This window comes from Thioclava arctica, from assembly GCF_040892615.1.
GTDB classification, from domain to species: domain Bacteria; phylum Pseudomonadota; class Alphaproteobacteria; order Rhodobacterales; family Rhodobacteraceae; genus Thioclava; species Thioclava arctica.
Map to the genome: position 1 here is coordinate 70133 of NZ_JBFRYC010000005.1, position 24651 is coordinate 94783.

Below are 24651 nucleotides of genomic sequence, written 5' to 3' on the forward strand. Positions count from 1 at the left end.
GGCTCCCCCCCGCCCGTGCAAGCGCAGGCGCGGCAAATGACGTATCCGAACCGCGCCTGTGCGCGATTGTCAGATCCGTGACTTGTCAGTCGGTGCAAGCTGGTCACAATATGGGGCCTGGAGGATGCTATGGAAATCAATGACAGGCTGGCCGAAATCCTTGCGGTTCATCGCGGGCGCGAGGGGGCGCTGCTGCCGATTTTGCATGACGTGCAGGCGGCGTTCGGCCATGTGCCCGAGGCTTCGTATCAGCCGATTGCTGATGCGTTGCGCCTGAGCCGGGCCGAGGTGGCGGGCGTGGTATCGTTTTACCATGATTTCCGCGATGCCCCTGCGGGGCGTCATGTCATCAAGGTCTGCCGGGCCGAGGCCTGCCAGTCGATGGGGGGCGCCGATCTGATCGCGCGGTTGGAAACGGCCTTGGGCGTGAAGCTGGGGCAGACCAAAGGCGATGTCACTTTAGAGGCGGTCTATTGCCTTGGCCTCTGCGCCTGTGCGCCTGCCGCGCAGGTTGATGGGCAGTTGGTTGGGCGCGCTAGCGTGGCACGTCTTGAGGCCTTGGTTGCGGAGGTTGCGGCATGAAGATCTGGGTTCCCGGCGATGCAGCAGCGAAAGCCTGTGGGGCAGATGACGTCGTCGCCGCGATTGCTTCGGCGGCGGGGCTGCGGGGACGCGAGGTCACGATCATTCGCAACGGCACACGCGGCATGGTCTGGCTTGAGCCGCTGGTCGAGATCGAGATCGACGGTCTGCGTCATGGCTTTGGCCCGATGACCCCCGAAGACGTGCCCGCCCTGTTCGAGGATGGCCCCCATCCCAAGGCGCTTGGCCCGGTCGAGGATATCCCTTTCTTCGCGCGCCAGTCGCGGCTGACCTTCGCGCGTTGTGGGCGCAATGACCCGTTGTCTCTGGCCGATTACGAGGCCGCTGAGGGCTGGCTGGGGCTGCGGCGCGCGCTAGAGATCGGTGCCGGTGCTACGATTGAGGAAATCACGGCGTCGGGCCTGCGCGGTCGCGGCGGGGCTGGCTTTCCGACCGGGACCAAATGGAAGACGGTCGCAGACGCAAATGCCGCGCAGAAATACATCGTGTGCAACGCCGATGAGGGCGATAGCGGCTCGTTTGCCGATCGCATGTTGATGGAGGGCGACCCGTTCTGCCTGATCGAAGGCATGGCGATTGCTGCGCTGGCTGTGGGGGCAACCAAGGGCTTTGTCTATATCCGCTCGGAATACCCGGACGCGATCCGCGTGTTCGAGACCGCGATTGTCAGCGCCCGTGATGCCGGGATCATCGGTCCTGCGCTGCTGGGGCAGGGGCCGCGCTTTGACCTTGAGGTCCGCGTAGGCGCGGGGGCCTATATCTGCGGCGAGGAGACCTCGCTGTTGAACTCACTGGAGGGCAAGCGCGGCATGGTGCGCGCCAAGCCGCCTCTGCCCGCGCTCGAAGGGGCATTTGGCAAGCCCACGGTGATGAATAACGTCCTGTCGCTCGCGGCTGTGCCGTGGATCATGGCGCATGGCGGGGCGGCCTATGCCGCGTTCGGCCTTGGGCGTTCGCGCGGCACGATCCCGATCCAGATCGCGGGCAATGTTGCTCATGGCGGTCTGTTTGAAACCGGCTTTGGCCTGACTTTGGGTGAGCTGGTCAACGATATCGGCGGCGGCACGGCCTCGGGGCGGCCCTTCAAGGCGGTGCAGGTGGGCGGGCCCTTGGGGGCCTATCACGGGGCTGAGGATTTCGATCTGCCGATCTGCTACGAGGCCTTCGCCGAGCAGGGCGGTCTGGTTGGTCATGCCGGGTTCGTCGTGCATGACGAAACGGCGGACATGTTGGCGCTTGCGCGCTACGCGATGGAATTCTGCGCAATTGAAAGCTGCGGGAAATGCACGCCCTGTCGGATCGGCGCGGTGCGGGGCATGGAAACGCTGGACCGGATCGCGGCGGGGGACGCGCAGGCAATCGCTTTGTTGCAGGATCTGTGCGAGATTATGGAAAAGGGATCGCTATGCGCGATGGGGGGCTTCACGCCCTACCCGGTGCGCTCGGCGATCCGACTGTTCCCTAACGAATTCACCCCTTTGCGGGAGGCTGCGGAATGAAAGACTTCATTATCCCCGTAAAGGACAAGGGCACGCCTGCGAAATCGGGCGCGCCCGTTTGTCTGACCATCGACGGCATGACGATCACCGTCCCGGAAGGCACCAGCGTGATGCGCGCCGCTGCTGAGGCCGGGATCAGCGTGCCCAAGCTGTGCGCCACCGACATGCTGGACGCCTACGGGTCCTGCCGGCTCTGCGTGGTCGAGATCGAGGGCATGCGCGGCACGCCGGCCTCCTGCACGACCCCGGTGCGCGAAGGTATGGTGGTCAAGACCCAGACCGAGCAGTTGGGCCGTCTGCGCCGTGGCGTGATGGAGCTCTATATCTCGGATCATCCGCTCGATTGTCTTACCTGTGCGGCCAATGGCGATTGTGAATTGCAGGATATGGCGGGCGCGGTGGGCTTGCGCGATGTGCGTTATGCGGCGGGCGAAAACCATTTCGAAACCCGTGCTGCTGAGGGCGAAAACCCGCGCTACATCGCCAAGGACGGCTCCAACCCGTATTTCTCATATGACCCGGCAAAATGCATCGTCTGCATGCGCTGCGTGCGCGCCTGTGAAGAGGTGCAAGGCACCTTCGCGCTGACGGTCGAGGGGCGCGGCTTTGACGCGCGTATCTCGACGGGCACGGGTGATTTCCTGAACTCCGATTGCGTCAGTTGTGGGGCTTGCGTGCAGGCCTGCCCGACCGCGACCTTGCAGGAGAAAACCGTCGAGGAAATCGGCACGCCCGAGCGCGCTGTGGTGACCACCTGCGCCTATTGCGGTGTGGGCTGTAGCTTTGAGGCGCAGATGCGCGGCGATCAGCTGGTGCGCATGGTGCCATGGAAAGAGGGCAAGGCGAACCGGGGTCATTCCTGCGTGAAGGGGCGCTTTGCCTGGGGCTATGCCAATCACGAAGACCGGATCTTGCAGCCGATGATCCGCGACGCCATCACCGATCCCTGGCGCGAGGTAAGCTGGGACGAGGCGCTGGAATTCTCCGCAAAAGGCATCAAGCGCGCGCAAGCCGAACACGGCAAGGATTCCGTCGGCGTCATCACCTCGTCACGCTGCACCAATGAGGAAACCTTCCTCGTGCAGAAACTCGCGCGCGCCGTGATGGGCACGAACAACACCGATACCTGCGCGCGGGTCTGTCACTCGCCCACCGGCTACGGGCTGAAGCAGACCTTTGGCACCTCGGCGGGCACGCAGGATTTCGACTCTGTCGAGCAGGTGGATTGCGCCGTGGTGATCGGGGCGAACCCGACCGATGGCCACCCGGTCTTTGCCTCGCGTTTGCGCAAGCGCATGCGTCAGGGGGCCTCGCTGATCGTGGTGGACCCGCGCCGGATCGACCTGCTGGAAACCCCGCATATGGGCGAGGGGCTGCACCTGCCGCTGCGCCCGGGCACGAACGTGGCGGTGCTGACCGCGCTGGCCCATGTGATCGTGACCGAGGGGCTGTTTGATGAGGCCTTTATCCGCGCGCGTTGCGACTGGGACGAATGGGCCGATTACGCCGAATTCGCCGCAGATCCCGCCCACTCCCCCGAGGCGGTGACCGAGTTGACTGGCGTGCCCGCCGAGACGCTGCGCCAAGCCGCGCGCACCTATGCCCGCGCGCCGAATGGGGCGATCTATTACGGGCTGGGCGTGACCGAACATTCCCAAGGCTCAACCACCGTGATCGCGATTGCGAATCTCGCGATGATGACCGGCAATATCGGGCGTCCCGGTGTGGGCGTGAACCCTCTGCGTGGCCAGAACAACGTGCAGGGCAGTTGCGATATGGGCAGCTTCCCGCATGAATTGCCGGGGTATCGCCATGTCTCCGATGACGGCGCGCGCGCAATGTTCGAGGCTGAGTGGAACACCACGCTGGACCCCGAGCCGGGCCTGCGCATCCCCAATATGCTGGATGCTGCCGTGTCGGGCGATTTCAAGGCGCTCTACATTCAGGGCGAGGATATCTTGCAATCCGATCCCGATACGCGCCATGTCGCGGCCGGGCTCGAGGCGATGGATTGCGTGATCGTGCACGACCTGTTTCTCAACGAGACTGCGCGCTATGCGCATGTGTTCTTGCCCGGCTCGACATTCCTTGAAAAGGACGGCACCTTCACCAATGCCGAGCGCCGGATCAACCCGGTGCGCCGCGTAATGGCCCCCAAGGCCGGGCTGGCCGATTGGGAGGTCACGCAGGCGCTTGCCAATGCGCTGGGCGCGGATTGGAACTATACGCATCCCTCGCAAATCATGGATGAAATTGCGCGTACCACGCCAAGTTTCGCAGGCGTCACCTATGAGCTGCTCGATGCGCAAGGCTCGATCCAATGGCCCTGCAACGCGGCCCATCCCGAGGGCTCGCCGGTGATGCATATCGACGGGTTCGTGCGCGGCAAGGGGCGCTTCATCCGCACCGCCTATATCGCAACAGAGGAACGCACCGGTCCGCGTTTCCCGCTGCTGCTGACGACCGGGCGTATCCTGTCGCAATATAACGTGGGCGCGCAGACCCGGCGGACCGAAAACTCGGTTTGGCATGGCGAGGATCTGCTGGAAATGCACCCCCATGACGCGGAAACGCGTGGCATTTCGGATGGGAATTGGGTGCGTCTGGCCTCACGCGCGGGGGAGACGTCCTTGCGTGTGACGCTGACGGATCGGGTCTCGCCCGGCGTGGTTTATACCACCTTCCACCACCCCGACACGCAGGCCAATGTGGTGACCACCGACAATTCCGATTGGGCCACGAACTGCCCGGAGTACAAGGTCACGGCGGTGCAGGTGGCGCTGTCCAATGGCCCGTCGAGCTGGCAAGAACTTTACGAGGCGCAAAGCGTTTTGACGCGCCAGATCGAGCCCGCACAATGAGCGTAAGCAATTGGACTTTGCCCGGTGGCGGGCGCGTGCAACTGGCACAGGAAGTGCCGGTAGCGCTGGTTTATGACGGGGTCGCGCAGGCGGTGATGATGGCCTCGCCGGGCGATCTTGAGGATTTCGCCTTGGGCTTTGCGCTGAGCGAGGGGCTGATCGAAGCACCCGCCGAGATCACCCGCCACGAGATCGTCCGGCAAGAGGCCGGGGTCGAGTTGCGCAGCTGGCTTGCCGCCCCCGCTGGTGCGCGTTTTGCCGAACGTCGGCGGGCGACGATCGGTCCGGTCGGTTGTGGGCTCTGCGGGATCGAGCAGCTCGAACAGGCGCGGCGCAGCCTGCCGCGCGCGCGCCCGCCAGCTTGGCAGATCACACCTCAGCAGGCTCATGAGGCGATTGACGCCCTGCGCGACCAACAACCCCTGCAAGACGAAACCCGCGCCGCCCATGCCAGCGCGTTCTGGCAGCCCGGTCGCGGGATCGTGGCGTTGCGCGAGGATGTGGGTCGCCACAATGCGCTGGACAAGCTGATCGGGGCGCTCGCGCGTGCTGGCATCGCTGGCGCAAGCGGCGCGCTGGTGATGACCTCGCGGCTGTCGGTCGATCTGGTGCAAAAGGCCGCGATTTACGGCATCCCGGTGATTGCTGGCCCGTCTGCCCCCACGGCCCTTGCGGTGACCGAGGCCGAGGCCGCTGGCCTGACCCTGATCGCACGGGCCGGGCGCAGGCTTGCCATATTCACCCAGCCGCAGGAGGCTATATCATGAGCCCCGAGAAACTCGGCCATATGGCCAATCAGATCGCGATGTTTTTTGAAAGCCAGCCGGGGGATCAGGCGCGCGCCGTGGCCGATCATATCAACGCCAACTGGGCCCCTGCGATGCGCGCGCAATTCCTCGATGGCGCGCCTGAACAGGCGCTGCATCCGCTGGTTACAGCCGCCTTGCCAGAGATCCGTCGCCCAGCCTGAGCGGCGCAGCCCCCGCACCGATCCTAGTCGGTGCAAACGGGGACAACGCCTGATTCTAAGGGATCAAACCGACAGGCAGATATATTTCATCTCGAGATAATCCTCGATCCCGTGATGGGAGCCTTCGCGCCCAAGACCCGATTGCTTGACCCCGCCAAAGGGCGCGACCTCGGTCGAGATGATGCCGGTATTCACGCCGACAATCCCGTATTCTAGCCCTTCTTGCACGCGCGTGATGCGCCCAACATCGCGGGCGTAGAAATAGCTCGCCAGTCCGAAGATCGTGGCATTGGCCTTGTCGATTGCCTCTTGCTCCGTCTCGAATTTGAACAGCGGTGCGACGGGGCCGAATGTCTCTTCGGTCGAGACCTTCATATCCTGCGTCACCCCCGTGAGAACCGTCGGCTCAAAGAAGGTGCCACCCTTGGAATGACGCGCGCCGCCGGTGACGACCTTGCCGCCGTGATCGACCACATCCTTGATGTGCTCTTGCACCTTCACGACGGCCTTCTCGTTGATCAGCGGCCCGGCATCGGTGCCCTCTTCCAGCCCGTCGCCCACCTTCAGGGCATTGACCGCATCGGCAAGCTTTTGGGCGAAGGCGTCATACACCCCCGCCTGCACATAAATCCGGTTGGCGCAGACGCAGGTCTGGCCATTGTTGCGGAACTTCGAGGCCATCGCGCCCTGCACAGCCGCATCCAGATCGGCATCATCAAACACGATAAACGGTGCGTTGCCGCCCAGCTCCATCGAGCATTTCATCACCTGATCGGCAGCTTGCCGCAGCAAGATGCGCCCCACCTCGGTCGAGCCGGTAAAGGTCAGCTTGCGCACGGTCGGGTTCTCGCAGAACTCCTTGCCGATATCAGACGCTTTGCTTGAGGTCACGACCGACAAGATCCCCTTGGGCAGGCCCGCGCGTTCACCCAGCACCGCCATCGCCAGCGCAGAAAGCGGGGTTTCGGATGCCGGACGGCACACAAACCCACAGCCCACGGCCAGCGCAGGCCCCGCCTTGCGCGCAATCATCGCATTGGGAAAGTTCCACGGCGTGATCGAGCCGACAACGCCAATCGGTTGCTTGATAACGGTGATGCGCTTGTCAGGCATGTGGCCGGGGATGGTCTCGCCGTAAACGCGCTTGGCCTCTTCGCCGAACCACTCGATGAAGCCTGCGCCATAGGCCACCTCGCCCTTGGCCTCGGCCAGCGGCTTTCCCATCTCGGCGGTCAGGATCGCGCCCAGATCGTCTTGGTTCTCCATCATCAGATCGAACCATTTGCGTAGCACCTGCGCGCGCTCCTTGCCGGTGCGCGCAGCCCAAGCCTTCATCGCGATCCGCGCGGCTTCAATGGCGCGCGCGGTCTCTGCGCGCCCCAGATCGGGCACGGTGCAGATCACATCGCCGCGCGCGGGATTGGTGACATCAAAGGTCGCACCATCATCGGCATCCACCCAGTCGCCTGCTACAAACGCCTTGCTTGCCAGCAGCGTGGGGTCTTTGAGGATCGATTTCAGATCGGTTTTGTCGTCAAGCATGGGGGCCTCCTAAGGTTTCGGTGCGTCTTTGCAGGCTCAATGAGTGGCCCGCATTTGTGTTCCATAAACATCCTGCCAGCAGGGCTGCAGATCGCCCGGCATCGCCTTGGCTTCATAAATGGCGCGCGCAATCGCGCGGGCAAGCACGCAAGCGGCGGCATGACCTAGCTGGAACATGTCGCGCAGCGGATCGGCCAGCGGTTTCGCTCCGGTCGCGGCGCCAAAGACCAGATCGCCATCCAGCAGGCTGTGCGAGGGATGGATCGCGCGCGCCATCCCGTCATGTGCCGCCGTGGCCATCCGCGTCACTTGCGCCTGATCCAGTGCCGCGTCAGTGGCGATAATTGCAATCGTTGTGGCCTCGCCCGCGCGCTTGGCGGGTTCGGGCTCGAAATGCGGATCATGGGCGTGCGCGGCGCCAAGCCCGCCAAACTCCGCGCCGATCTCCCACGGCGCGGCCCAGAACTGCGCGTTCCCGCCCACGTTCACCGCCCCCAAGGCATTCACCGCCACCAGCGCGCCGACCGTCAGCCCGCTGTCCAGCACTGCCGAGGCTGATCCCAACCCGCCCTTCAGCGTGCCCGTCATCGCGCCAAACCCCGCACCCGCTGTGCCAAGCGCAAACCTGTCGCTTGCCGCCTGCAACGCCTCCAGTCCCAGCGCAGGATAAGGGGTGTTCTGCCAATCCTTATTCCCGCCATTGAGCAAATCAAACAGGATCGCACCGGGCACAATCGGCACGCGCTGATCGCCCACCGCGAACCCGCGCCCCTGTGCGCGCAGCCCCGCCATCACCCCATCGCAAGCCGCCAGCCCAAAGGCCGAGCCGCCCGAGAGAACCAGCGCGTCAACCTCCTGCACCAGCCGGTCGGGCGCCAGCAAATCGCTCTCGCGTGTGCCCGGCGCTCCGCCCATCACATGCAGCCCCGCCGTGAACGGGCGCGCGCCGGTCAACACGCTCACACCCGAACGCAAAACCGCATCTTGGGCATTGCCCACAAGCAACCCCTCGACATCGGTAATCAGGTTTCTTGGCCCTTGTTTCATCTAGCCCTCAATACTCCGGGGGTCCGGGGGCTGCGCCCCCGGCACGAGGTCAAATGCAGCGTCCGCCATCCACTTCCAATGCAACGCCCGTGATCATGCTGGCCTCATCTGAACACAAAAACAACGCCGCATTGGCCATGTCCTCGGGTGTCGAGAAGCGCCCCAGCGGGATCGTCGCCAAGAATTTCGCGCGAATTTCGGGCGTATCCTCGCCCATGAAGCTTTTCAGCAAGGGCGTCTCGCCCGCCACAGGGTTGATCGCGTTCACGCGGATGCCCATCGGGGCCAGTTCCACCGCCATCGCGCGGGTCGCCGTAATCATCCAGCCCTTGGAGGCGTTATACCAGCTCAGGTTGGGGCGCGGGCTGACCCCGGCGGTCGAGGCGACATTCAGGATCGCGCCAGTCCCGGCAGCCTTCATCAGCGGCACGATATGACGCGCGCTCAGATAAACCGATTTCGCGTTCACTGCGAGCACGCGGTCGAATTCCTCTTCGCTCACCTCATCCATCGGCTTGGGCAGATGGGTGGTGCCTGCATTATTGACCAAAATGTCGATCCGGCCCCAAGCTTTCTGCGCGGCCTGAGCCATCGCTTGGACCGAGGCATCGCGGCTGACATCGACCTCACAAGCGATCCCACCAATCTCATCCGCCACCGATTGCGCGGTCGCGCCGTTCAGATCGGCCACCATCACGCGTGCGCCTTCTGCCGCAAAGCGTCGCGCAATCCCTGCGCCAAAGCCTGACGCGGCACCGGTCACGATCGCGGTTTTTCCCTCTAGTCTCATCGCGGGCTCCCCCCCAAATTCTTGCGCGATCAAATCCCTATCCGTGCCACGCCGCAACCGTCTTGAGGCTCGAGAAGCCGTAAAGTGCCTCGAATCCCTTTTCGCGCCCATGGCCGGATTTGCCCACCCCGCCAAAGGGCAGTTCAACGCCCCCGCCAGCGCCGTAATTGTTCAAGAACACTTGCCCCACGCGCAACCGTTTCGCCAGCCGCATCGTGCGCCCGCCATTCTCGGACCATACCGAGGCGACGAGCCCGTATTCGGTGCCATTGGCAATCGCGATGGCTTCTTCCTCATCCTCGAACGGGATCACGATCTGCGCGGGGCCAAAGATTTCCTCTTGCGCCAAGCGATGCGCACCAAAGCCACCGCCGATCAGCGTGGGCGCGACGTAATGACCGCCTTCAGGGGCGTCGGGGGCGATCTGACCGCGCGCGGCGATCGGCAGATCGGCGGCAAGGTGCAGATAGCCCTCGACGGTCTCTTTCTGGCGCGCCGAAATCAGCGGCCCAAGATTGCGATCTGACATTGCGGGCCCGGCCACAAGATCGCGATAGCGCGCGGCCATCTTATCCAAAACCGCGTCGTAAATCGAGCGCTGCACAAGGATGCGCGAGCTTGCTGAACAGGTCTGGCCGGCATTCTGGATGCCGGCATTCACCAAGAACGGCAGCGCGCGATCCAGATCGGCATCGGCAAACACAAGCTGCGGGGATTTCCCGCCCAGTTCCAACGTCACGGGCACGACATTGGCGGCGGCTGCGCCCTGTATCATCTGCCCGACCGCGACTGATCCGGTGAAAGAAATGTGGTTTACGCCGGGATGGGCCGACAGCGCTGCACCCGCCTCTTCGCCCAAGCCCGGCACGATGTTGAGCGCACCCGCGGGCAAGCCCACCTCATGGGCGATCCGCGCAAAGGCCAGCGCCGTAAGCGAGGCTTCCTCGGCGGGTTTGAGCACCGCCGCATTGCCCATCGCCAGCGCCGCCCCGACCGAGCGTCCGATGATCTGCATCGGGTAGTTCCACGGCACGATATGGGCGGTCACACCATGGGGCTCGCGCAGGGTATACGCGGTATAGCCCTGCTGGAACGGGATCGTCTCGCCCATGATCTTATCCGCAGCACCGCCATAAAATTCCAAGTAGCGCGCCAGCGCCACAACGTCGGCGCGCGCCTGTGTCAGCGGCTTGCCGACATCCATTGCCTCCAGAATGGCCAGCGCCTCGGCGCGCTCCAGCACGCGGGCGGACATGGCCAGCAACAGGCGTCCGCGCTCGGCGGCGCTGAGCTGCCCCCAGTCCCCCTCAAGCGCTGCGTGCGCGGCCCCCACTGCGGCGTCGATATCTGCGGCGCGGCCCCGCGCGATCCGTGCGATCTCGGCCCCGTCCGAGGGGTTTTCGACGGCCAAGGTCTCCGGCGTCATGTACCATTCCCCGCCGATCAGAATTTCGGTCGGCTCGAACCAAAGCGGCAAGGTCATGCAGGCTCCTTCCAATGTTGCGGAATGCGCGGTGTGGCGGCGATCAAAGATTGTGTATAGGCGTTTTGCGGGGCGGTGAAGAGCGCCTCGGTTGGCCCTTCTTCGACGATCCGCCCGGCGCTCATCACCAAGCAGCGCGAGGTCACTGCGCGCACCACCGACAGGTCATGCGAGATGAACAGATAGGCCAGATCATGCGTGGCTTGCAGCGCGCTCAGCAGATCCAGCACCTGCGCGCGCACCTGCACATCCAGCGCCGACACCGCCTCGTCCAGCACGATCAGCTTCGGGCGGATAATCAACGCGCGCGCAATCGCGATACGCTGGCGCTGACCGCCGGAAAATTCATGGATGAAGCGGTTTTTGTCGTCCGGCGACAGCCCGACCTCGCGCAGAGCTTCGGCCACGCGGTCGCGCCAATCGGCGGGCCGCCCCGTCAGGTGAAACGGTTCGGCCACCAGCCGTTCGACCTTTTGGCGCGGGTTGAACGAGCCGTAAGGGTCCTGAAACACGATCTGCATATCGGCGCGCTGCGGGCTGGGCATCGCGGGGTTGATAGGGTGGCCATTCAGATGAATCGCGCCGCCTTGCAGCGCATCAAGGCCAAGGATCGCGCGGGTCAGGGTGGATTTGCCACAGCCGCTTTCGCCGACCAGCCCCAGCGATTCCCCGGCATGGATGGTGAAGGACACGTCATTAACCGCGCGCAATTCAGGATGGGGCGAAAGGGCCGAGGGGCGCGGCAAACGGTAGATGCGCGTGGCGTTATCGACCTGTAACAACGGCTTGGCTCCTGGGCGCGTCGCTAGCGGCGGCTGATGGGTCGAGGCGGCAAGCAGCGCTTGGGTGTAGGGCGCGACTGGCCTTTGAAACAGCGTCCGGGTGGGCGCAGTTTCCACGATTTGGCCCGCTTGCATCACGGCCACCCGGTCGGCCATGCCCGCGACGACCGCCAGATCATGGGTGATCAGGATCAGCGCCATGCCCTCTTCGCGTGCCAGATCGCGCAGCAGATTGAGGACTTCGGCCTGGGTCGTGACATCGAGCGCAGTGGTCGGCTCATCCGCAATCAGCAGCTTGGGATGCAGCGCAATCGCCATCGCGATGGCCACGCGCTGGCGCTGCCCGCCCGACAGTTCATGGGGGTATAATGTCAGCGGAAAACGCGGGGCGCGCAGGCCTACCCGGTCCAGTTTTTTGCGCGCGATGCTGCGGGCTTCGCTGCGCAGCATTCTGCGGTGCAGCATGAGCGTTTCCGCGACCTGATCGCCGATGGTCATCATCGGGTTGAGCGCGCTCATCGGTTCCTGAAAGATCATCGAGATGGCGTTGCCGCGCAATTGGCACATCTCGCGTTCTGATCGGTGACGCAGGTTCAAACCACCCAGCATGATGTCGCCCGAAATCCGCGCGCGATCGGGCAGCAGGCCCATGATCGCCAGCGCGGTCATAGACTTGCCCGATCCGCTTTCGCCGACAAGCCCAAGGATCTCGCCGCGCGACAGCGTCAGGCTGACATCGCGCAGGATCGCGGGTTTGCCGATCTGCACATTCAGATGATCAAGGGCCAACAGCGTCATGCCAGTCGCCCCCGCAACCGTGGATCCAGCGCATCGCGTAGCCCGTCGCCCAGCAGGTTCAGCCCCAATACCGTCAGCACGATCGCCAGTCCCGGCATGATCGCGACATGCGGGGCGAGGGTGACCATCGTCTGCGCCTCGGCCAGCATCCGGCCCCAACTGGGTGTGGGCGGCTGCGCGCCAAGCCCGACATAGGACAGCCCCGCCTCGGCCAGAATGCCAAGGCTGAACTGGATCGTTCCCTGAACGATCAGCAGATTGGCGATATTGGGCAGGATATGTTCGCCCGAGATCCGCGCGCGCCCCTTGCCTGCGACTTGCGCGGCGCGGATGTAGTCCAGCTGCCAAAGCGACAGTGCTCCCGCCCGCGTGACCCGTGCGAAAACGGGGATGTTGAAGATGCCGATAGCGATGATCGCATTGGTGGCCGAAGGGCCGAAGGTCGCGGTGATCAGGATCGCGATCACCAGCGAGGGAAAGGCGAAGATCAGATCATTGGCGCGCATGATCCCCTCATCCAGCCACGACCCGCGCCGCGCCGCCGCCCACAGCCCCAGCGGCACGCCCAGCCCCATGCCAATCGTGACCGCCACCAGCGCCACGGCCAACGAGGTGCGTGCGCCCGCCATCAACATCGAGGCAATATCGCGCCCGAAATGATCGGTGCCCAGCCAATGCGCGGCGCTTGGCGCTTGCAGCTTATGCGCAATGTCGAGCGCGGTCACATCATAGGGCGTCCAGACCAGCGAGATCAGCGCCGCCAGCAGCGCCGCCCCGCTCAGAACGCCTCCGATGATCAGCGACAGCTTCATGTGCGCCTGCGCAATCGCGGATCGACCGCCGCATAGGCCAGATCAGTGAGGAAATTCACCACGATCACGGCAAAGACCAAAATCATCACCACCGATTCCACGACGATCAGATCGCGTTGGGTGATCGCCTGAAAGATCAACCGCCCAAGGCCGGGCAGGTAAAACACGTTTTCGATGATGATCGCGCCCGCCAGTAGGAACGAGAATTGCAGCCCCAAGATCGTCAGAACCGGGATCAGCGCGTTGCGCAAGGCGTGCCGGGTGAGGGCGCGCGCGCGGCTCAGGCCTTTGGCGCGGGCGGTGCGGATATAGTCTTGGCCCAAGGTCTCGATCAGGGCCGAGCGCAGCACCCGTGTCAGGATCGCCGCCTGCGGCAGTGCCAGCGCGATCGCGGGCAGTGTCAGCGCACGCAAAGCCATCAGCGGATCGGACCAGCCCGGAAAGCCCCCCGCCGGAAACCATTGCCAGCGCACCGCCAGCAACAGCACCAGCAACATCGCGAACCAGAAATTGGGCACAGCGATGCCGAGCTGCGTGCCCGCCATCACCGCCCCATCGCTAAGCCGTGCACGCCGCGCCGCCGCGAGCAGCCCCATCGGCAAGGCCAGCGCCACCGACAGGCACAGCGCGATCCCCGCCAGCGGCAGCGAGACCGCCAGCCGCGCGCCAATCAGCCCCGCCACGGGCACCTTATAGGTAAACGACGTGCCAAAATCACCACTAAGCAAGCCGCCCAGCCAATGCAGGTAGCGCCAAACGAAAGGTTGATCGAGCCCCATTTGTGCACGCAATGCTGCCAACGTATCGGGTGCGGCGTTGACGCCCAGCATGAAGCTCGCAGGATCGCCGGGCACGCCTTCGACAAGGGTGAAAATCACCGCGCTCGCCACCCAGAGGCTGGCCAATAGCACAATCAGGCGGCGGATCAGGTAGCGGCGCATGAGCGCCAAGGTCTGACGCCGCCTGCGCACAGTCAAGGGGCAGATTCCCGCCGACATACCCCGTTCACATTCATGTTAATGTGAGCTAGGGGAACTTTGCACTATCTGAGGCATTGATCCTCGGCCGAGGGGATGTTGCGTACGCCCCGCAGACAGACAGGAAGAATTAAGTGATCGCGAGTTCTATGCTATTCAAACGAGTGACCCGCCCCGTATTGATGCTCGCCACGCTTGGGGCTTTGGCCGCTTGTGCAAGCGAGCCGCATCAATATGCCCAGCCCACGCAGTCAAGCAAAGCCGTGCCCTCGGAATATCAGGCGCGCGAAGATGACGGCAAGGAAATTGCGGCTGTGAACCCGCGCTATCTGGTCGAGCGGAACCGCCGCCAGATGGTGCCCTATCATGGCCCCGAGGCCGTCGGCACGATCGTCGTCGATCCTTTTGCGCGGTTCTTGTATTACATCACCGCGCCGGGCGAGGCGGAACGCTATGGCGTGGCCGTCGGTCGTGAGGGCAAGGGCTTTGCCGGAGACGCGACGATTGATCGCAAGCAACAATATCCCAGCTGGACGCCGACGCAGAACATGATCAAGGAAGATCCTGATCTGTATGGCCCGCTCAAGGATGGTCTGCCCGGTGGGCTGGACAATCCGCTTGGGGCGCGCGCGCTGTATTTGTATAAAAACGGCAAGGACACCTATTACCGGATTCACGGCACGATGGACCCGTCTTCGATCGGGCGGGCGACCTCGGCAGGTTGTATCCGGTTGTTCAACCAAGACATCATCGACCTGTTCTCGAAAATCCCGAAAGGGACCGAGGTGAAGGTGCGCAACCGCGAGGAAAGCCTCCAGATGGAGGGCCCGGTGGTGCAGCTGCATTCGGGCTATGTCGTGTCGGCCTATAATCAGATTGCGATCAATGCCGATGAAGAGGCTTGGAAAGCCGGGATGATCCCCGACCCCAATAAGGTCGAGCAGGAACAGCATCAGGCTTCGGTGCAAATGGCTGAACAGGTCGGGTCGTCGGGTGAGACCGCCAAGTCTCCTGATTGCGGCTACCCGGGGACAGCTCCCTGCAGCGCCAGCAACTAAGACAGAGCGTGTGACATTGATCTGGCGGCGTCGTTTGTAAAAGCGGCGCCGCTTTTAATGTGCGGGGGCGTTCGCTGTGGTGGGCTTGGATATGGCCAAAGCTTCGATGTCGCGGGCGATATCATCCGCCAAGGCAGCAACACGCGCCCCCGAATCGGTGCGCTGCGCATAGGCGCGTAGACCAAAAATCTCGATCTGTAACCGGCTGGCCAGTCGCTCGGGGTCAGCGGTTTCGGGAATTTCTCCGGCGTCGCGGGCAGCGCGATAGATATTGGCGAACGCGACCTCGACCTTGCGCATCATGTCTTCGGTCAACTGGCGCAAGACCGGGTCATCATCGGGCGTTTCTAGCAGGGTTTTGACCAACATGCAGGCGCGCGAGGGCACGCTGTTGGGCGCGACGCATCCCAAAGCGCGCACATGCGCGGCCAGCCCAGCCAACCGGGTCGGTGCCTTGGCCAGCAGTTCCTCGAATTGGGTTTGTGACATCTGCGAATAAAGACGCAGCGTCTCGCCATAGAGCGCCTCTTTGGACCCGAAGGCCGCGTAGATCGAGCCGGGGCGCATATCAAGCGCGACCTCTAAATCCTTGAGCGAGGTCGCGTGATACCCCTTGGCCCAAAAGAGTTCGAGCGCGCGTTTCAGCACGGCTTCTCTGTCGTAGCTGGCCTGTCTTGCCATGTGTTTCGGTCCCGGTTCGATGATACTTGAGCGATCACTCAAAATATATATTGAATGATCGCTCAAGTAAAGTTAGGGATGAGAAATGAACTTGAGTGATCGCTCAAAAATTTCCCTTGGAGACAAGCATGACCGATTTTCCGATCCACACGCTCGAAAGTGCCCCGCAAGCAAGCCGCGCGCTTTTGGAAGACTCCAACAAGGCGTTCGGGCGGCTGCCCGGTTTGCATGCCACGATGGCCGAAGCCCCCGCTTTGCTGGAAGGCTACAAGCAATTGCACCGTTTGTTCGCGCAGGAAACCAGCTTTGACAAAGACGAGCTGACTGTCGTTTGGCAGGCCATCAATGTCGAACATGCCTGCCATTACTGTGTGCCCGCCCATACCGGCATCGCGAAAATGATGAAGGTGGATGACGCGATTTCCGACGCGCTGCGCGATGAGACACCGCTGCCGAACGCCCATCTTGAAGCGCTGCGGACCTTTACGTTGCAGGTCGTGCGCCAGCGTGGCGATGTTTCGGACGCACAAGTGCAAGCGTTCCTGGATGCGGGCTATACCAAGCGTCAGATCCTTGAAGTGGTCCTCGGTGTCGCGCAAAAGGTGATGTCGAACTACACCAACCATCTGGCGCAAACGCCGGTGGATGCGCCGATGCAGAAATTTGGTTGGACGAAAAAAATGGCTGAAAACGCCTAAGTCGATCCGCACAAAAAAGCATCGCCCAAGGCTGCGGCCAAGGGCGATGCGAATCGTTTCAGCGTCGGTTCGGTTTTACTCGCCGACCTTTTTAATGCGACCGTCCAGCTTGGTCGTCACGGTGCCGTTCTTCTCGATATAGGTCATCACGTCATTGGCCATCAGATTGCCATTGCCCGCATTCACGATCACCTTGCCACCGCCAAGTGCGGTGTAGCCATCGCCGCCACCCAGCATGTAATCGTTGGTCGCGACCTTATAGACCTTGTTCGGATCAAGCGCTTGACCGCCGATCGTCACCGAGGCCACACGCGACCCCGCAGGTGCACTCGGGTCATAGACCACATCCATGCCCGCGACTTGCGGGAAGCGGCCTGCGCCCTTTTCGACCTGGCTGAAGCCATTCTCAAGCGCAGAAAGCAACTGCGAGCCCGGAATCTCGGTCACGACGGTTTTGTTGCCAAAGGGCAGCTCGGTCATCACATCTTTGCGCGTCAGCTTGTGGCCCGCGTCATAGGTTGTGTCGCCGCGAATGCCGCCGCCATTGATCAGCGTCACATCGGCCTTGGTCGCATCGCGCAACGCATCGGCAATCAGATCGCCCATCGCGCTTTCTTGCGAGCGCACGACGTTGCGCCGCGAATCCAGCGGTCCCTCAGACGTGCCGATCACCTGTCCCAGATTGTCATCAAGCTGCTTCTTGAACCCGTCAACAAGTTGCATCGACTCCGGGTCGGGCGTCACATCGGCAGTGTCGATCCAGCGGAAGGAGGGCGTCCAGCTGATTTTACGTTTGCCGTCTTTCTCAGACACATCAACCGTCAGATCGAGCGGCTGCAGGTAGCGTGCGTCAATCGAAGTTTCGACATAGGCGGTGATCCCGTCATAAAACATCGCGTTGAGGTGATCGTCGCCCGACATGATGACATCGAAATCCTGGCTCGCGATCAGTTTGCGGTCATTGCTCTGATCGGTCTGAACCACGCCGATCACCAGATCCGCCCCGTCCTCGCGGGCTTTCTTGGCAGCCGCAATGGCGGTGTCGACGGTGGGTTCAAAGACCAGATCGCCGGAATTGGCGACCTCGGGGGTGGTGTCTTGCGCGACCGGGATCAGCGCGACTTTCAGGCCGCCGATCTCTTTGGTCATCACCCCGCCAAGCCCCTTGATCGGCGAGCCATCGGCCTGCGTGATATTGATCGCGGCCCAAGGATATTTCGATCCCGCCATCTTCTGTTCGAAATTGGCCGGTCCGAAATCAAACTCGTGGTTGCCCGGCACCGCGATATCGAAGGGCACGAGATTGGTCAGATCAATCGTATTTTGCCCCTCGTCGATGCCGGAAAGCAGCGAAGGCGACAGCATGTCACCGTCAAAAACGTAAAGCGTGTTTGGATTGTCGGCGCGCTCTTTCTTGGCCACTGCGTTGAGGCGTGCGAAACCGCCGCGCTGGCCATCCCCGTCGAAATTATAGATGTCACCGACGCCAAGGATGGTCAGCTTGACGGTTTCGGCGCGCGCGGGTGCGGTGCCCATCAGGCAAAGGGTGGCGGCCCCCAGCATCAGGCTGGCGAGGTGGCGCTTGGTTCGGGTCATATTGGACTCCTTGAAATTGATATTTGTTGGTTAGCCCGCTTGGTTGGGGCTGTGACTTGATCAGACGCCAGACTGAAAAATCTGGCAAGCATTTCACTAGCCGTCATGGATGACGGCGGCGTGTCGATTACTCCTCCCAATAAACCGCCGTCAGATCATTCGCCTGCGTGGGCGCGTTTTCCCACAAGCCTTCGATCTTGGCATTCGCCACGCCGATCTTGGGCAGTTGGAACAAGAACCCATTGGCGTAATCCTGCGCCAAAATGCGCTGGGCGTCTTGCAACAATTCGGTGCGCTTGGCCGCGTCCGAGGTTTTCTCCAACTCCGCCATCACCGCATCGAATTTCTCGCTGTGATAGCCGAAATAGTAGTCGGGCCGGGCGTAGATGCCGATATCCATCGGCTCGGTATGGCTGACGATGGAAAGGTCGTAATCATGGCCCTTGAACACCCGTTCGAGCCAATCGGCCCATTCCATGTTGGTGATCTCGGTCTGAATACCCACGGCGGCCAGTTCCGCTTGAATGATCTCGCCCGAGCGGCGCGCGTAAGAGGGCGGCGGTAGCGCGAGGCGCAGCTTCAGATTGCTTACGCCCGCCTCTTTCAGCAGCGCTTTGGATTTTTCGGGGTCGTAATTCGATAATGCGGTCAGATCGACATAGGCCGGGTTATGCGGCGCGAAATGGGTGCCAATCGGCGTGCCATAGCCAAACATCGCACCATCAATCAGGTCTTTGCGGTTGATTGCATGGGCGATAGCCTCACGCACACGAATATCGTTGAGCGGTGCGTTGCGCTCGTTCATCGCCAAAATCGTCTCGCCCTCGGTCGAGCCGATGATCAGCTTAAAGCGCGGATCGGATTTGAATTGCGCTGCCGTTTCGGGCGCGGGATAGTTCGGGAAGGCATCGACATCGCCTGCCATCATCGCCGCGAATGCCGCCGTCGGGTCGGAAATAAAGCGAAACGTCGCCTCGCGCAGTTTCGGCTGGGGGCCCCAATAGCCCTCATAGGCGCTTAGCGTAATATGATCGCCCTGCGCCCAATCCTTGAACATGAACGGGCCGGTGCCGATGGGATGGGTGGCGTTTTGATCGGCACTTTCAGGCGCGACCATCACGGCATCGCCCCAAGCCAGCTTGAACGGCAGCGCACCATCGGGGGCCTTGAGCGTCAGCTTGACCGTCAGCGGATCAAGCGCATCGACGCTTTCGATCCCGGTAAACAGCGCCTTTTGCGCATTCGCGCTATCCTCCGCGCGGGCACGATCAAGCGAGAATTTCACATCCTCAGCGTCAAAACGCGACCCGTCTTGAAAGGTCACGCCATCTTGTAAATGAAAGGTATAGCTCAGCCCATCGCCGGAAATATCCCAGCTTTTGGCCAGGTCTGGTCGGATTGAACCGTCAGGGCCAAACCGTGTCAGACCCTGAAACACATTGGCATAAACCACCTCGTCGATCGCGGCAGCGGCCCCGGCGGTCGGGTCAAGGTTTGGCGGCTCCAGCACCATGCCCAGCGTGATCGTATCCTTCGCGGCCCAAGCTGTGGTGGCCGATAGCGCAAGCACGGCAAGGGCAGTAAAAAGGCGCATCTTCATGAGGCTCACTCCGATAGCATTGAATCTCCAGATGATCGGCGGGTTTTGCCTCGTGATCAAGTGGCATCACGGCGGGGCAATCAATCGCGATAGCTCGGGGGGAATTTTCACGCCGCTTTGCCCTGTAACGCCGCGTTGCAGCAATGTTATCTTCCCTCACGGGGTCTGAACCGCTAGATATTTGACCCAAAGGCAAGGGAGGATCGACCATGAGTGCCAGCTCAAACACGCGGCAGAAAATGCCCGCAGATATCGTCGCGATGAAGGGCGGGGCCCCTATCGTGTGCCTGACCGCTTATACCACGCCGATTGCCAAGGTGGTCGATCCACATTGCGATCTGGTGCTGGTGGGCGATTCCGTGGGCATGGTGCTGCACGGGCTGCCCTCGACCCTTGGCGTCACGATGGAGATGATGGTGATGCACGGGCAGGCAGTGGCGCGAGGTCTGCAAAACGCGCTGATGGTGATCGACATGCCCTTTGGCAGCTACGAGGAAAGCCCGCAGCAGGCCTTCGCCAATGCCGCAATCCTGATGGCCGAGACTGGGGCCGGCGCGGTCAAGCTGGAAGGCGGTCAGCATATGGCCGAAACCATCGCCTTTCTGGTCGCGCGTGGCATTCCGGTGATGGCGCATATCGGGCTGACGCCGCAATCGGTGAACACGCTGGGCGGCTACAAGGTGCAGGGGCGGGGCGAAGATCGTGCGCGCCTGATCGCAGATGCGCGCGCGGTGGCGGATGCCGGGGCGTTCTCGGTCGTGCTGGAAAAGGTGCCCCAAGGCTTGGCCGATCAGATCACTGCCGAGATTGCCATTCCCACCGTGGGCATCGGTGCTGGGGCAGGCTGTGACGGACAGGTGCTTGTGGTTGACGACATGCTGGGGCTGTTCACCGAGTTCAAACCGAAATTCGTCAAACGCTTTGGCGCGCTGGGCGAGGCTGCCGATCAGGCCGTTTCTGATTATGCCGCCGAGGTGCGTGCGCGCAGCTTCCCCGGTCCGGAACATGTCTTTGCCGATGAGGTGAAAAAATGACCGAAGTCATCCGCAGTGCCGATGAGCTGCGCGAGAAGGTGGCGGGGTGGAAACGCTCGGGGATGCTGGTGGGCGTGGTGCCGACGATGGGCGCGCTGCATGAGGGGCACCTAAGCCTTGCACGGGCCGCACGCGAACAGTCCGACCGCGTGATCGTGACGGTTTTCGTCAATCCGATGCAGTTCAACAATGCCTCGGATCTGGAAAAATACCCCCGCGATGAGGCGCATGATCTGGCGCTGCTCGATAGCGAGGGCGTCGATGTGCTGTTCGCGCCCGGCGTTGATGAGGTTTACCCGGACGGCTTCGCCACCACCGTCACGGTCAGCGGCATCACCGAACCGCTGGAGGGCACGTTTCGCCCCGGTCACTTCGACGGGGTCGCCACGGTCTGTTCAAAACTGTTTGGCATGACGCAGGCAGGGCGCGCGTTTTTTGGCGAAAAGGACTGGCAGCAATTGCAGGTCGTGCAGCGTTTCGTGCGCGATCTTAACATTCCCGTGCGCATCATCGGCTGCCCCACAATCCGCGAGGAAGACGGGCTGGCGATGTCGTCGCGCAATGTGCGCCTCAGCGCGGCGGAGCGTGCCGTCGCACCCGTTTTGCATGCGGTGATGCAAGCGGCCGCGAGTGACATGCGCGAGGGCAAGGCGGTGCAAGCGGCGCTGATGGATGCGCAGGCCGCGCTGCTTGAGGCCGGGTTTCGCGATATCGAATATCTGGAATTGCGCACCGTGGATGGCCTTCGCCCCGCGTCCGATTTGTCACAGCCCGTGCGCATGCTGGTTGCGCTTTGGCTGGCCGATGTGCGCTTGATCGACAATATCGCGGTTTGATCTGAAAGGAATGCCATGACGACCCCGCTAAGCCCGGAAGAACGCAAACAGCTGGAAATGTCGGTGCTGATGACGCCCGATCAGGCGAATTTTTCGGGCAAAGTGCATGGCGGGGCGTTGCTGGCATGGCTTGATCGCGTGGCCTTCTCGCTCGCCTCGCGCTACTCGCGCCAATATGCGGTGACGCTGAGCGTTGATCAGGTGACCTTTCAGCAACCGATCAACGTGGGCGAACTGGTGACGTTTCGCGCCAGCGTCAACCATACGGGGCGCACCTCGATGGAGATCGGCATTCGCGTTGAGGCCGAGAATATCACCGCAGGCACGCGCCGCCACACCAATAGCTGCTATTTCACGATGGTCGCGGTGGATGCGAACGGCAAGCCCGTCGCCGTGCCCAAGCTGGCTCCCGAGACGCGCGAGGAAAAACACCGCTGGCGCGCGGCGGAACTACGCCGCGAATTGCGCCGGGAATTCGCCGATAAAATGCAGGCTGCAGCGGATCATAGTGAGGATTGAGGGCGCAACTCTGCGGGTAGGTGCAACGACAGTGAAAGCATCCCAGGTCCGAAGCGAAACAAGGTGACGCCCCAGCGTTCAGGCGATCCAGGTTCACCCTGCATCCAGCCAATCGCCATGTCGCCGATGGGGTCGATGTCGTGGCTTTCAGCAAGTCCAATGAGTTCAGGGATACGCGCTCTAGCAAGGGCCGCCAGTTCCCGCGCCTGCTTGGCGTCGATCGGGGAAAAGAGGTCTTCCACGCTGTAGTCATTGCTATTTTCTGCCAATGAGAAGCGGCTGAGCGGGTCGATGAAATCCGTATAGTGGAGCGACATCGGTGCTTCGATCAAACCTTGGTGGTCTTCGGGGGCACCATACAGCTTTGGCAGACAGCGCTCTTCGAACATCGAAAATATCTCGCGAGCTGGATCGCGGCGGCTATGGTGATAGCTTTCGTGCAGCAGATACCCCGCTGGCAAGCCTAGGGCAATTGTCAGCGCCAGATAGGCGAGGCGTCTGAAATGCATCTTTGGAAATTGGTCCGATCTGTTTCGCTTTGATGCTAGCATCAGTGCCGGAATAAAAAAAGGGCGGCCACTGGGCCGCCCTTTGTCATCGCTGGAGCCGTGCTGCTTACGCGTGAATCGCGCCGTCGCCGCAGGCCAGCGCGGCCTCGCGCACGGCTTCCGAGAAGGTCGGGTGGGCGTGGCAGGTCAGCGCTACATCCTGTGCCGAGGCGCCGAATTCCATCGCGACGCAGATCTCGTGGATCAAATCGCCCGCGCCGGGGCCGATGATGTGGCAGCCGAGCACGCGGTCGGTTTCCTTGTCAGCGATCAGCTTTACAAAGCCTTCGCCCTGAAACACTGCCTTGGCGCGCGCATTGCCCATGAACGAGAACTTGCCGACCTTATAGGCGCGCCCCTCTTGCTTGAGCGCCTCTTCGGTCAGGCCCACGGAGGCGACCTCGGGGGTGGTGTAGATCACGCCGGGGATCACGGCGTAATTCACATGGCCATGCTTGCCTGCGATGACCTCGGCGACAGCCATGCCCTCGTCTTCGGCCTTGTGGGCCAGCATCGGGCCAACAACCGCATCGCCGATGGCGTAGATGCCGGGGATCGAGGTTTTCCAATGATCGTCGATCTTGATCTGACCGCGCGGCAGCAGTTCGACGCCCGCACCCTCAAGACCCAAACCATCCGTGTAGGGTTTGCGCCCGGTGGCGACAAGTACGGTCTCTGCGTCGATCGTGGCTTGGCTATCATCCTTGCGCAGCTGGTATTTCACCGTGGCCTTGCCGTTCTTTACATCCACAGCCTGAACCGCCGCGCCAAGGACGAATTTCAGCCCCTGCTTGGTCAGGATCTTTTGGAAGGAGCGCGCCACTTCACCATCCATGCCGGGCGTGATCGCGTCGAGATATTCGACCACCGTCACCTCGGCGCCCAGACGCGCATAGACCGAACCCATCTCAAGCCCGATCACGCCTGCGCCGATCACGACCATCGATTTCGGGATCTTGCCAAGCGACAGCGCGCCAGTCGAGGTCACAACGGTCTTCTCGTCGATCTCGATACCGGGCAGCGAGGAGGGCTCGGAGCCGGTCGCAACCACGATGGATTTGGCGGTGTGAACCTCATCGCCGACCTTGACCTTGCCCGCCTCGGGGATCGAGCCCCACCCCTTGAGCCAGTCGACTTTGTTCTTCTTGAACAGGAACTCGATGCCCTTGGTGTTGCCGTCAATCACGTCTTGCTTATAGGCCTGCATCTGTTTCCAGTCGACCGAAGGGGATTTGCCCTTCAGGCCCATCTTGGCGAAGTTATGCTCGGCTTCGTGCAGCTGGTGGGTGGCGTGCAAAAGCGCCTTGGAGGGGATACAGCCGACATTCAGGCAGGTGCCACCCAGCGTCTCACGGCCTTCGACCACAGCGGTTTTCAGCCCCAACTGGGCGCAGCGGATGGCGCAGACATAGCCGCCCGGGCCAGCGCCGATAACGATCACATCATAATCAGCCATTTTCTTGCTCCTTACGGTTCATTCGAGGGCGCACAAAGGGCGCGCCGGTGTTCAGATCAGCGCGGCAATCGCCAGCGCCAGAGTTGCGAAAAATCCAACGCCCCAGATCAGCGAGCGCCAAGGCACCAGTCCCGCCACATAGGCCGGGATATACAGCAGGCGCGCGATCAGGAAGATCGCGGAAAACGTGGCCGTGGCCTCGGTGGATTGCCCCGTCAGCCCCACCATCAGCGCGACGGGCGCAAACAGGATCAGACTTTCAAAGGAATTGTTCACCGAACGCTGCATCCGCGCGCAGCCGGGCGAAAGTGGCTTGGGCGGCGCAGCATCACGCGGAGAGAGCGGGTATTTCGGGCCCAGCTCGCGATTGGCCTTCACTGAATAGGCAGCCATCAGGGCCATATGCAGCAGAATTGCGAGTGCAAGGGTGGTGAGTTCGGGGGTCATGGGTCGCTCCCGGT

At 62.3% G+C, this 24651-nt stretch carries 23 protein-coding genes; 10 read left to right on the top strand and 13 right to left on the bottom strand.

The window, feature by feature from the left end; genetic code table 11:
- Positions 1–129 precede the first annotated feature (129 nt).
- The 5 genes from AB4874_RS10095 to AB4874_RS10115 are packed head-to-tail and all read left to right on the top strand — an operon-like array spanning position 130 to position 5933.
- Positions 130–582: a formate dehydrogenase subunit gamma gene (locus AB4874_RS10095; protein WP_368391893.1), complete on the top strand. Its 453-nt coding sequence runs from the start codon at positions 130–132 to the stop codon at positions 580–582.
- Positions 579–2102, top strand: coding sequence for a formate dehydrogenase beta subunit (locus tag AB4874_RS10100; RefSeq protein ID WP_368391894.1), 1524 nt, complete (start codon positions 579–581; stop codon positions 2100–2102). The genes AB4874_RS10095 and AB4874_RS10100 overlap by 4 nt, the downstream gene beginning before the upstream one ends.
- The gene (gene fdhF / locus AB4874_RS10105; RefSeq protein ID WP_368391895.1) at positions 2099–4963 is read left to right on the top strand and encodes a formate dehydrogenase subunit alpha; all 2865 of its coding nucleotides are present in this window, start codon (positions 2099–2101) and stop codon (positions 4961–4963) included. Before AB4874_RS10100 ends, fdhF begins: the two co-directional genes overlap by 4 nt.
- On the top strand, positions 4960–5730 hold the full coding sequence (gene fdhD, locus AB4874_RS10110; RefSeq protein WP_368391896.1) for a formate dehydrogenase accessory sulfurtransferase FdhD: 771 nt from the start codon (positions 4960–4962) through the stop codon (positions 5728–5730). The genes fdhF and fdhD overlap by 4 nt, the downstream gene beginning before the upstream one ends.
- Complete coding sequence (locus tag AB4874_RS10115) at positions 5727–5933, top strand: formate dehydrogenase subunit delta (RefSeq protein ID WP_038132645.1); 207 nt, start codon at positions 5727–5729, stop codon at positions 5931–5933. The genes fdhD and AB4874_RS10115 overlap by 4 nt, the downstream gene beginning before the upstream one ends.
- A gap of 63 nt (positions 5934–5996) precedes the next feature.
- On the opposite strand, the gene AB4874_RS10120 is transcribed toward AB4874_RS10115, so the two are convergent.
- The 7 genes from AB4874_RS10120 to AB4874_RS10150 are packed head-to-tail and all read right to left on the bottom strand — an operon-like array spanning position 5997 to position 14128.
- On the bottom strand, positions 5997–7475 hold the full coding sequence (locus tag AB4874_RS10120) for an NAD-dependent succinate-semialdehyde dehydrogenase (RefSeq protein ID WP_295534643.1): 1479 nt from the start codon (positions 7473–7475) through the stop codon (positions 5997–5999).
- A gap of 36 nt (positions 7476–7511) precedes the next feature.
- Positions 7512–8522 (bottom strand): P1 family peptidase, encoded by a 1011-nt coding sequence (locus AB4874_RS10125; protein ID WP_368391897.1) that lies wholly within the window; start codon positions 8520–8522, stop codon positions 7512–7514.
- A 49-nt stretch (positions 8523–8571) separates the two neighbouring features.
- Positions 8572–9312 carry an SDR family oxidoreductase gene (locus AB4874_RS10130; RefSeq protein ID WP_368391898.1) on the bottom strand — a complete coding sequence of 247 codons (741 nt, stop codon included), beginning with the start codon at positions 9310–9312 and terminating at the stop codon, positions 8572–8574.
- 37 nt (positions 9313–9349) lie between these two features.
- Positions 9350–10795, bottom strand: a complete 1446-nt coding sequence (locus tag AB4874_RS10135) for an aldehyde dehydrogenase family protein (RefSeq protein ID WP_368391899.1) — start codon at positions 10793–10795, stop codon at positions 9350–9352.
- Positions 10792–12375: an ABC transporter ATP-binding protein gene (locus tag AB4874_RS10140; RefSeq protein ID WP_368391900.1), complete on the bottom strand. Its 1584-nt coding sequence runs from the start codon at positions 12373–12375 to the stop codon at positions 10792–10794. The genes AB4874_RS10135 and AB4874_RS10140 overlap by 4 nt, the downstream gene beginning before the upstream one ends.
- Positions 12372–13187, bottom strand: coding sequence for an ABC transporter permease (locus AB4874_RS10145; RefSeq protein ID WP_368391901.1), 816 nt, complete (start codon positions 13185–13187; stop codon positions 12372–12374). Before AB4874_RS10145 ends, AB4874_RS10140 begins: the two co-directional genes overlap by 4 nt.
- Entirely contained in the window at positions 13184–14128 is a 945-nt protein-coding gene (locus AB4874_RS10150; protein WP_368392042.1) for an ABC transporter permease, read from the bottom strand. The genes AB4874_RS10145 and AB4874_RS10150 overlap by 4 nt, the downstream gene beginning before the upstream one ends.
- Positions 14129–14298: 170 nt before the next feature.
- Here AB4874_RS10150 and AB4874_RS10155 point away from each other — a divergent pair, with 170 nt between their 5' ends.
- The gene (locus tag AB4874_RS10155; protein ID WP_368391902.1) at positions 14299–15222 is read left to right on the top strand and encodes a L,D-transpeptidase; all 924 of its coding nucleotides are present in this window, start codon (positions 14299–14301) and stop codon (positions 15220–15222) included.
- Between the two features lie 54 nt (positions 15223–15276).
- Here AB4874_RS10155 and AB4874_RS10160 read toward each other — a convergent pair whose 3' ends face one another.
- On the bottom strand, positions 15277–15903 hold the full coding sequence (locus AB4874_RS10160; protein WP_295535177.1) for a TetR/AcrR family transcriptional regulator: 627 nt from the start codon (positions 15901–15903) through the stop codon (positions 15277–15279).
- A gap of 128 nt (positions 15904–16031) precedes the next feature.
- On the opposite strand from AB4874_RS10160, the gene AB4874_RS10165 reads away from it, so the two are divergent.
- Positions 16032–16601 (top strand): carboxymuconolactone decarboxylase family protein, encoded by a 570-nt coding sequence (locus AB4874_RS10165; RefSeq protein WP_368391903.1) that lies wholly within the window; start codon positions 16032–16034, stop codon positions 16599–16601.
- Between the two features lie 75 nt (positions 16602–16676).
- Here the strand turns inward: AB4874_RS10165 and AB4874_RS10170 are convergent, their stop codons facing one another.
- The gene (locus tag AB4874_RS10170; RefSeq protein ID WP_368391904.1) at positions 16677–18197 is read right to left on the bottom strand and encodes a bifunctional metallophosphatase/5'-nucleotidase; all 1521 of its coding nucleotides are present in this window, start codon (positions 18195–18197) and stop codon (positions 16677–16679) included.
- A 127-nt stretch (positions 18198–18324) separates the two neighbouring features.
- Entirely contained in the window at positions 18325–19797 is a 1473-nt protein-coding gene (locus tag AB4874_RS10175; protein WP_368391905.1) for an ABC transporter substrate-binding protein, read from the bottom strand.
- A 209-nt stretch (positions 19798–20006) separates the two neighbouring features.
- Between AB4874_RS10175 and panB the strand changes: the two genes are divergently transcribed.
- From panB to AB4874_RS10190, 3 genes are read left to right on the top strand one after another with little or no spacing between them, the layout of a single operon-like run.
- A complete protein-coding gene (gene panB, locus AB4874_RS10180; RefSeq protein ID WP_368391906.1) occupies positions 20007–20831 on the top strand; it encodes a 3-methyl-2-oxobutanoate hydroxymethyltransferase in 825 nt (274 codons plus the stop codon).
- Entirely contained in the window at positions 20828–21667 is an 840-nt protein-coding gene (gene panC / locus AB4874_RS10185) for a pantoate--beta-alanine ligase (RefSeq protein WP_368391907.1), read from the top strand. Before panB ends, panC begins: the two co-directional genes overlap by 4 nt.
- A 15-nt stretch (positions 21668–21682) precedes the next feature.
- Positions 21683–22186, top strand: a complete 504-nt coding sequence (locus AB4874_RS10190; protein WP_368391908.1) for an acyl-CoA thioesterase — start codon at positions 21683–21685, stop codon at positions 22184–22186.
- Here the strand turns inward: AB4874_RS10190 and AB4874_RS10195 are convergent.
- From AB4874_RS10195 to AB4874_RS10205, 3 genes are all read right to left on the bottom strand, one after another.
- Positions 22171–22695, bottom strand: coding sequence for a hypothetical protein (locus tag AB4874_RS10195; RefSeq protein WP_368391909.1), 525 nt, complete (start codon positions 22693–22695; stop codon positions 22171–22173). The two genes, AB4874_RS10190 and AB4874_RS10195, sit on opposite strands and share 16 nt — an antisense overlap.
- A gap of 106 nt (positions 22696–22801) precedes the next feature.
- Positions 22802–24190 (bottom strand): dihydrolipoyl dehydrogenase, encoded by a 1389-nt coding sequence (gene lpdA / locus AB4874_RS10200; RefSeq protein WP_295535154.1) that lies wholly within the window; start codon positions 24188–24190, stop codon positions 22802–22804.
- Between the two features lie 51 nt (positions 24191–24241).
- Positions 24242–24637, bottom strand: a complete 396-nt coding sequence (locus AB4874_RS10205) for an MAPEG family protein (RefSeq protein ID WP_368391910.1) — start codon at positions 24635–24637, stop codon at positions 24242–24244.
- Positions 24638–24651 lie beyond the last annotated feature (14 nt).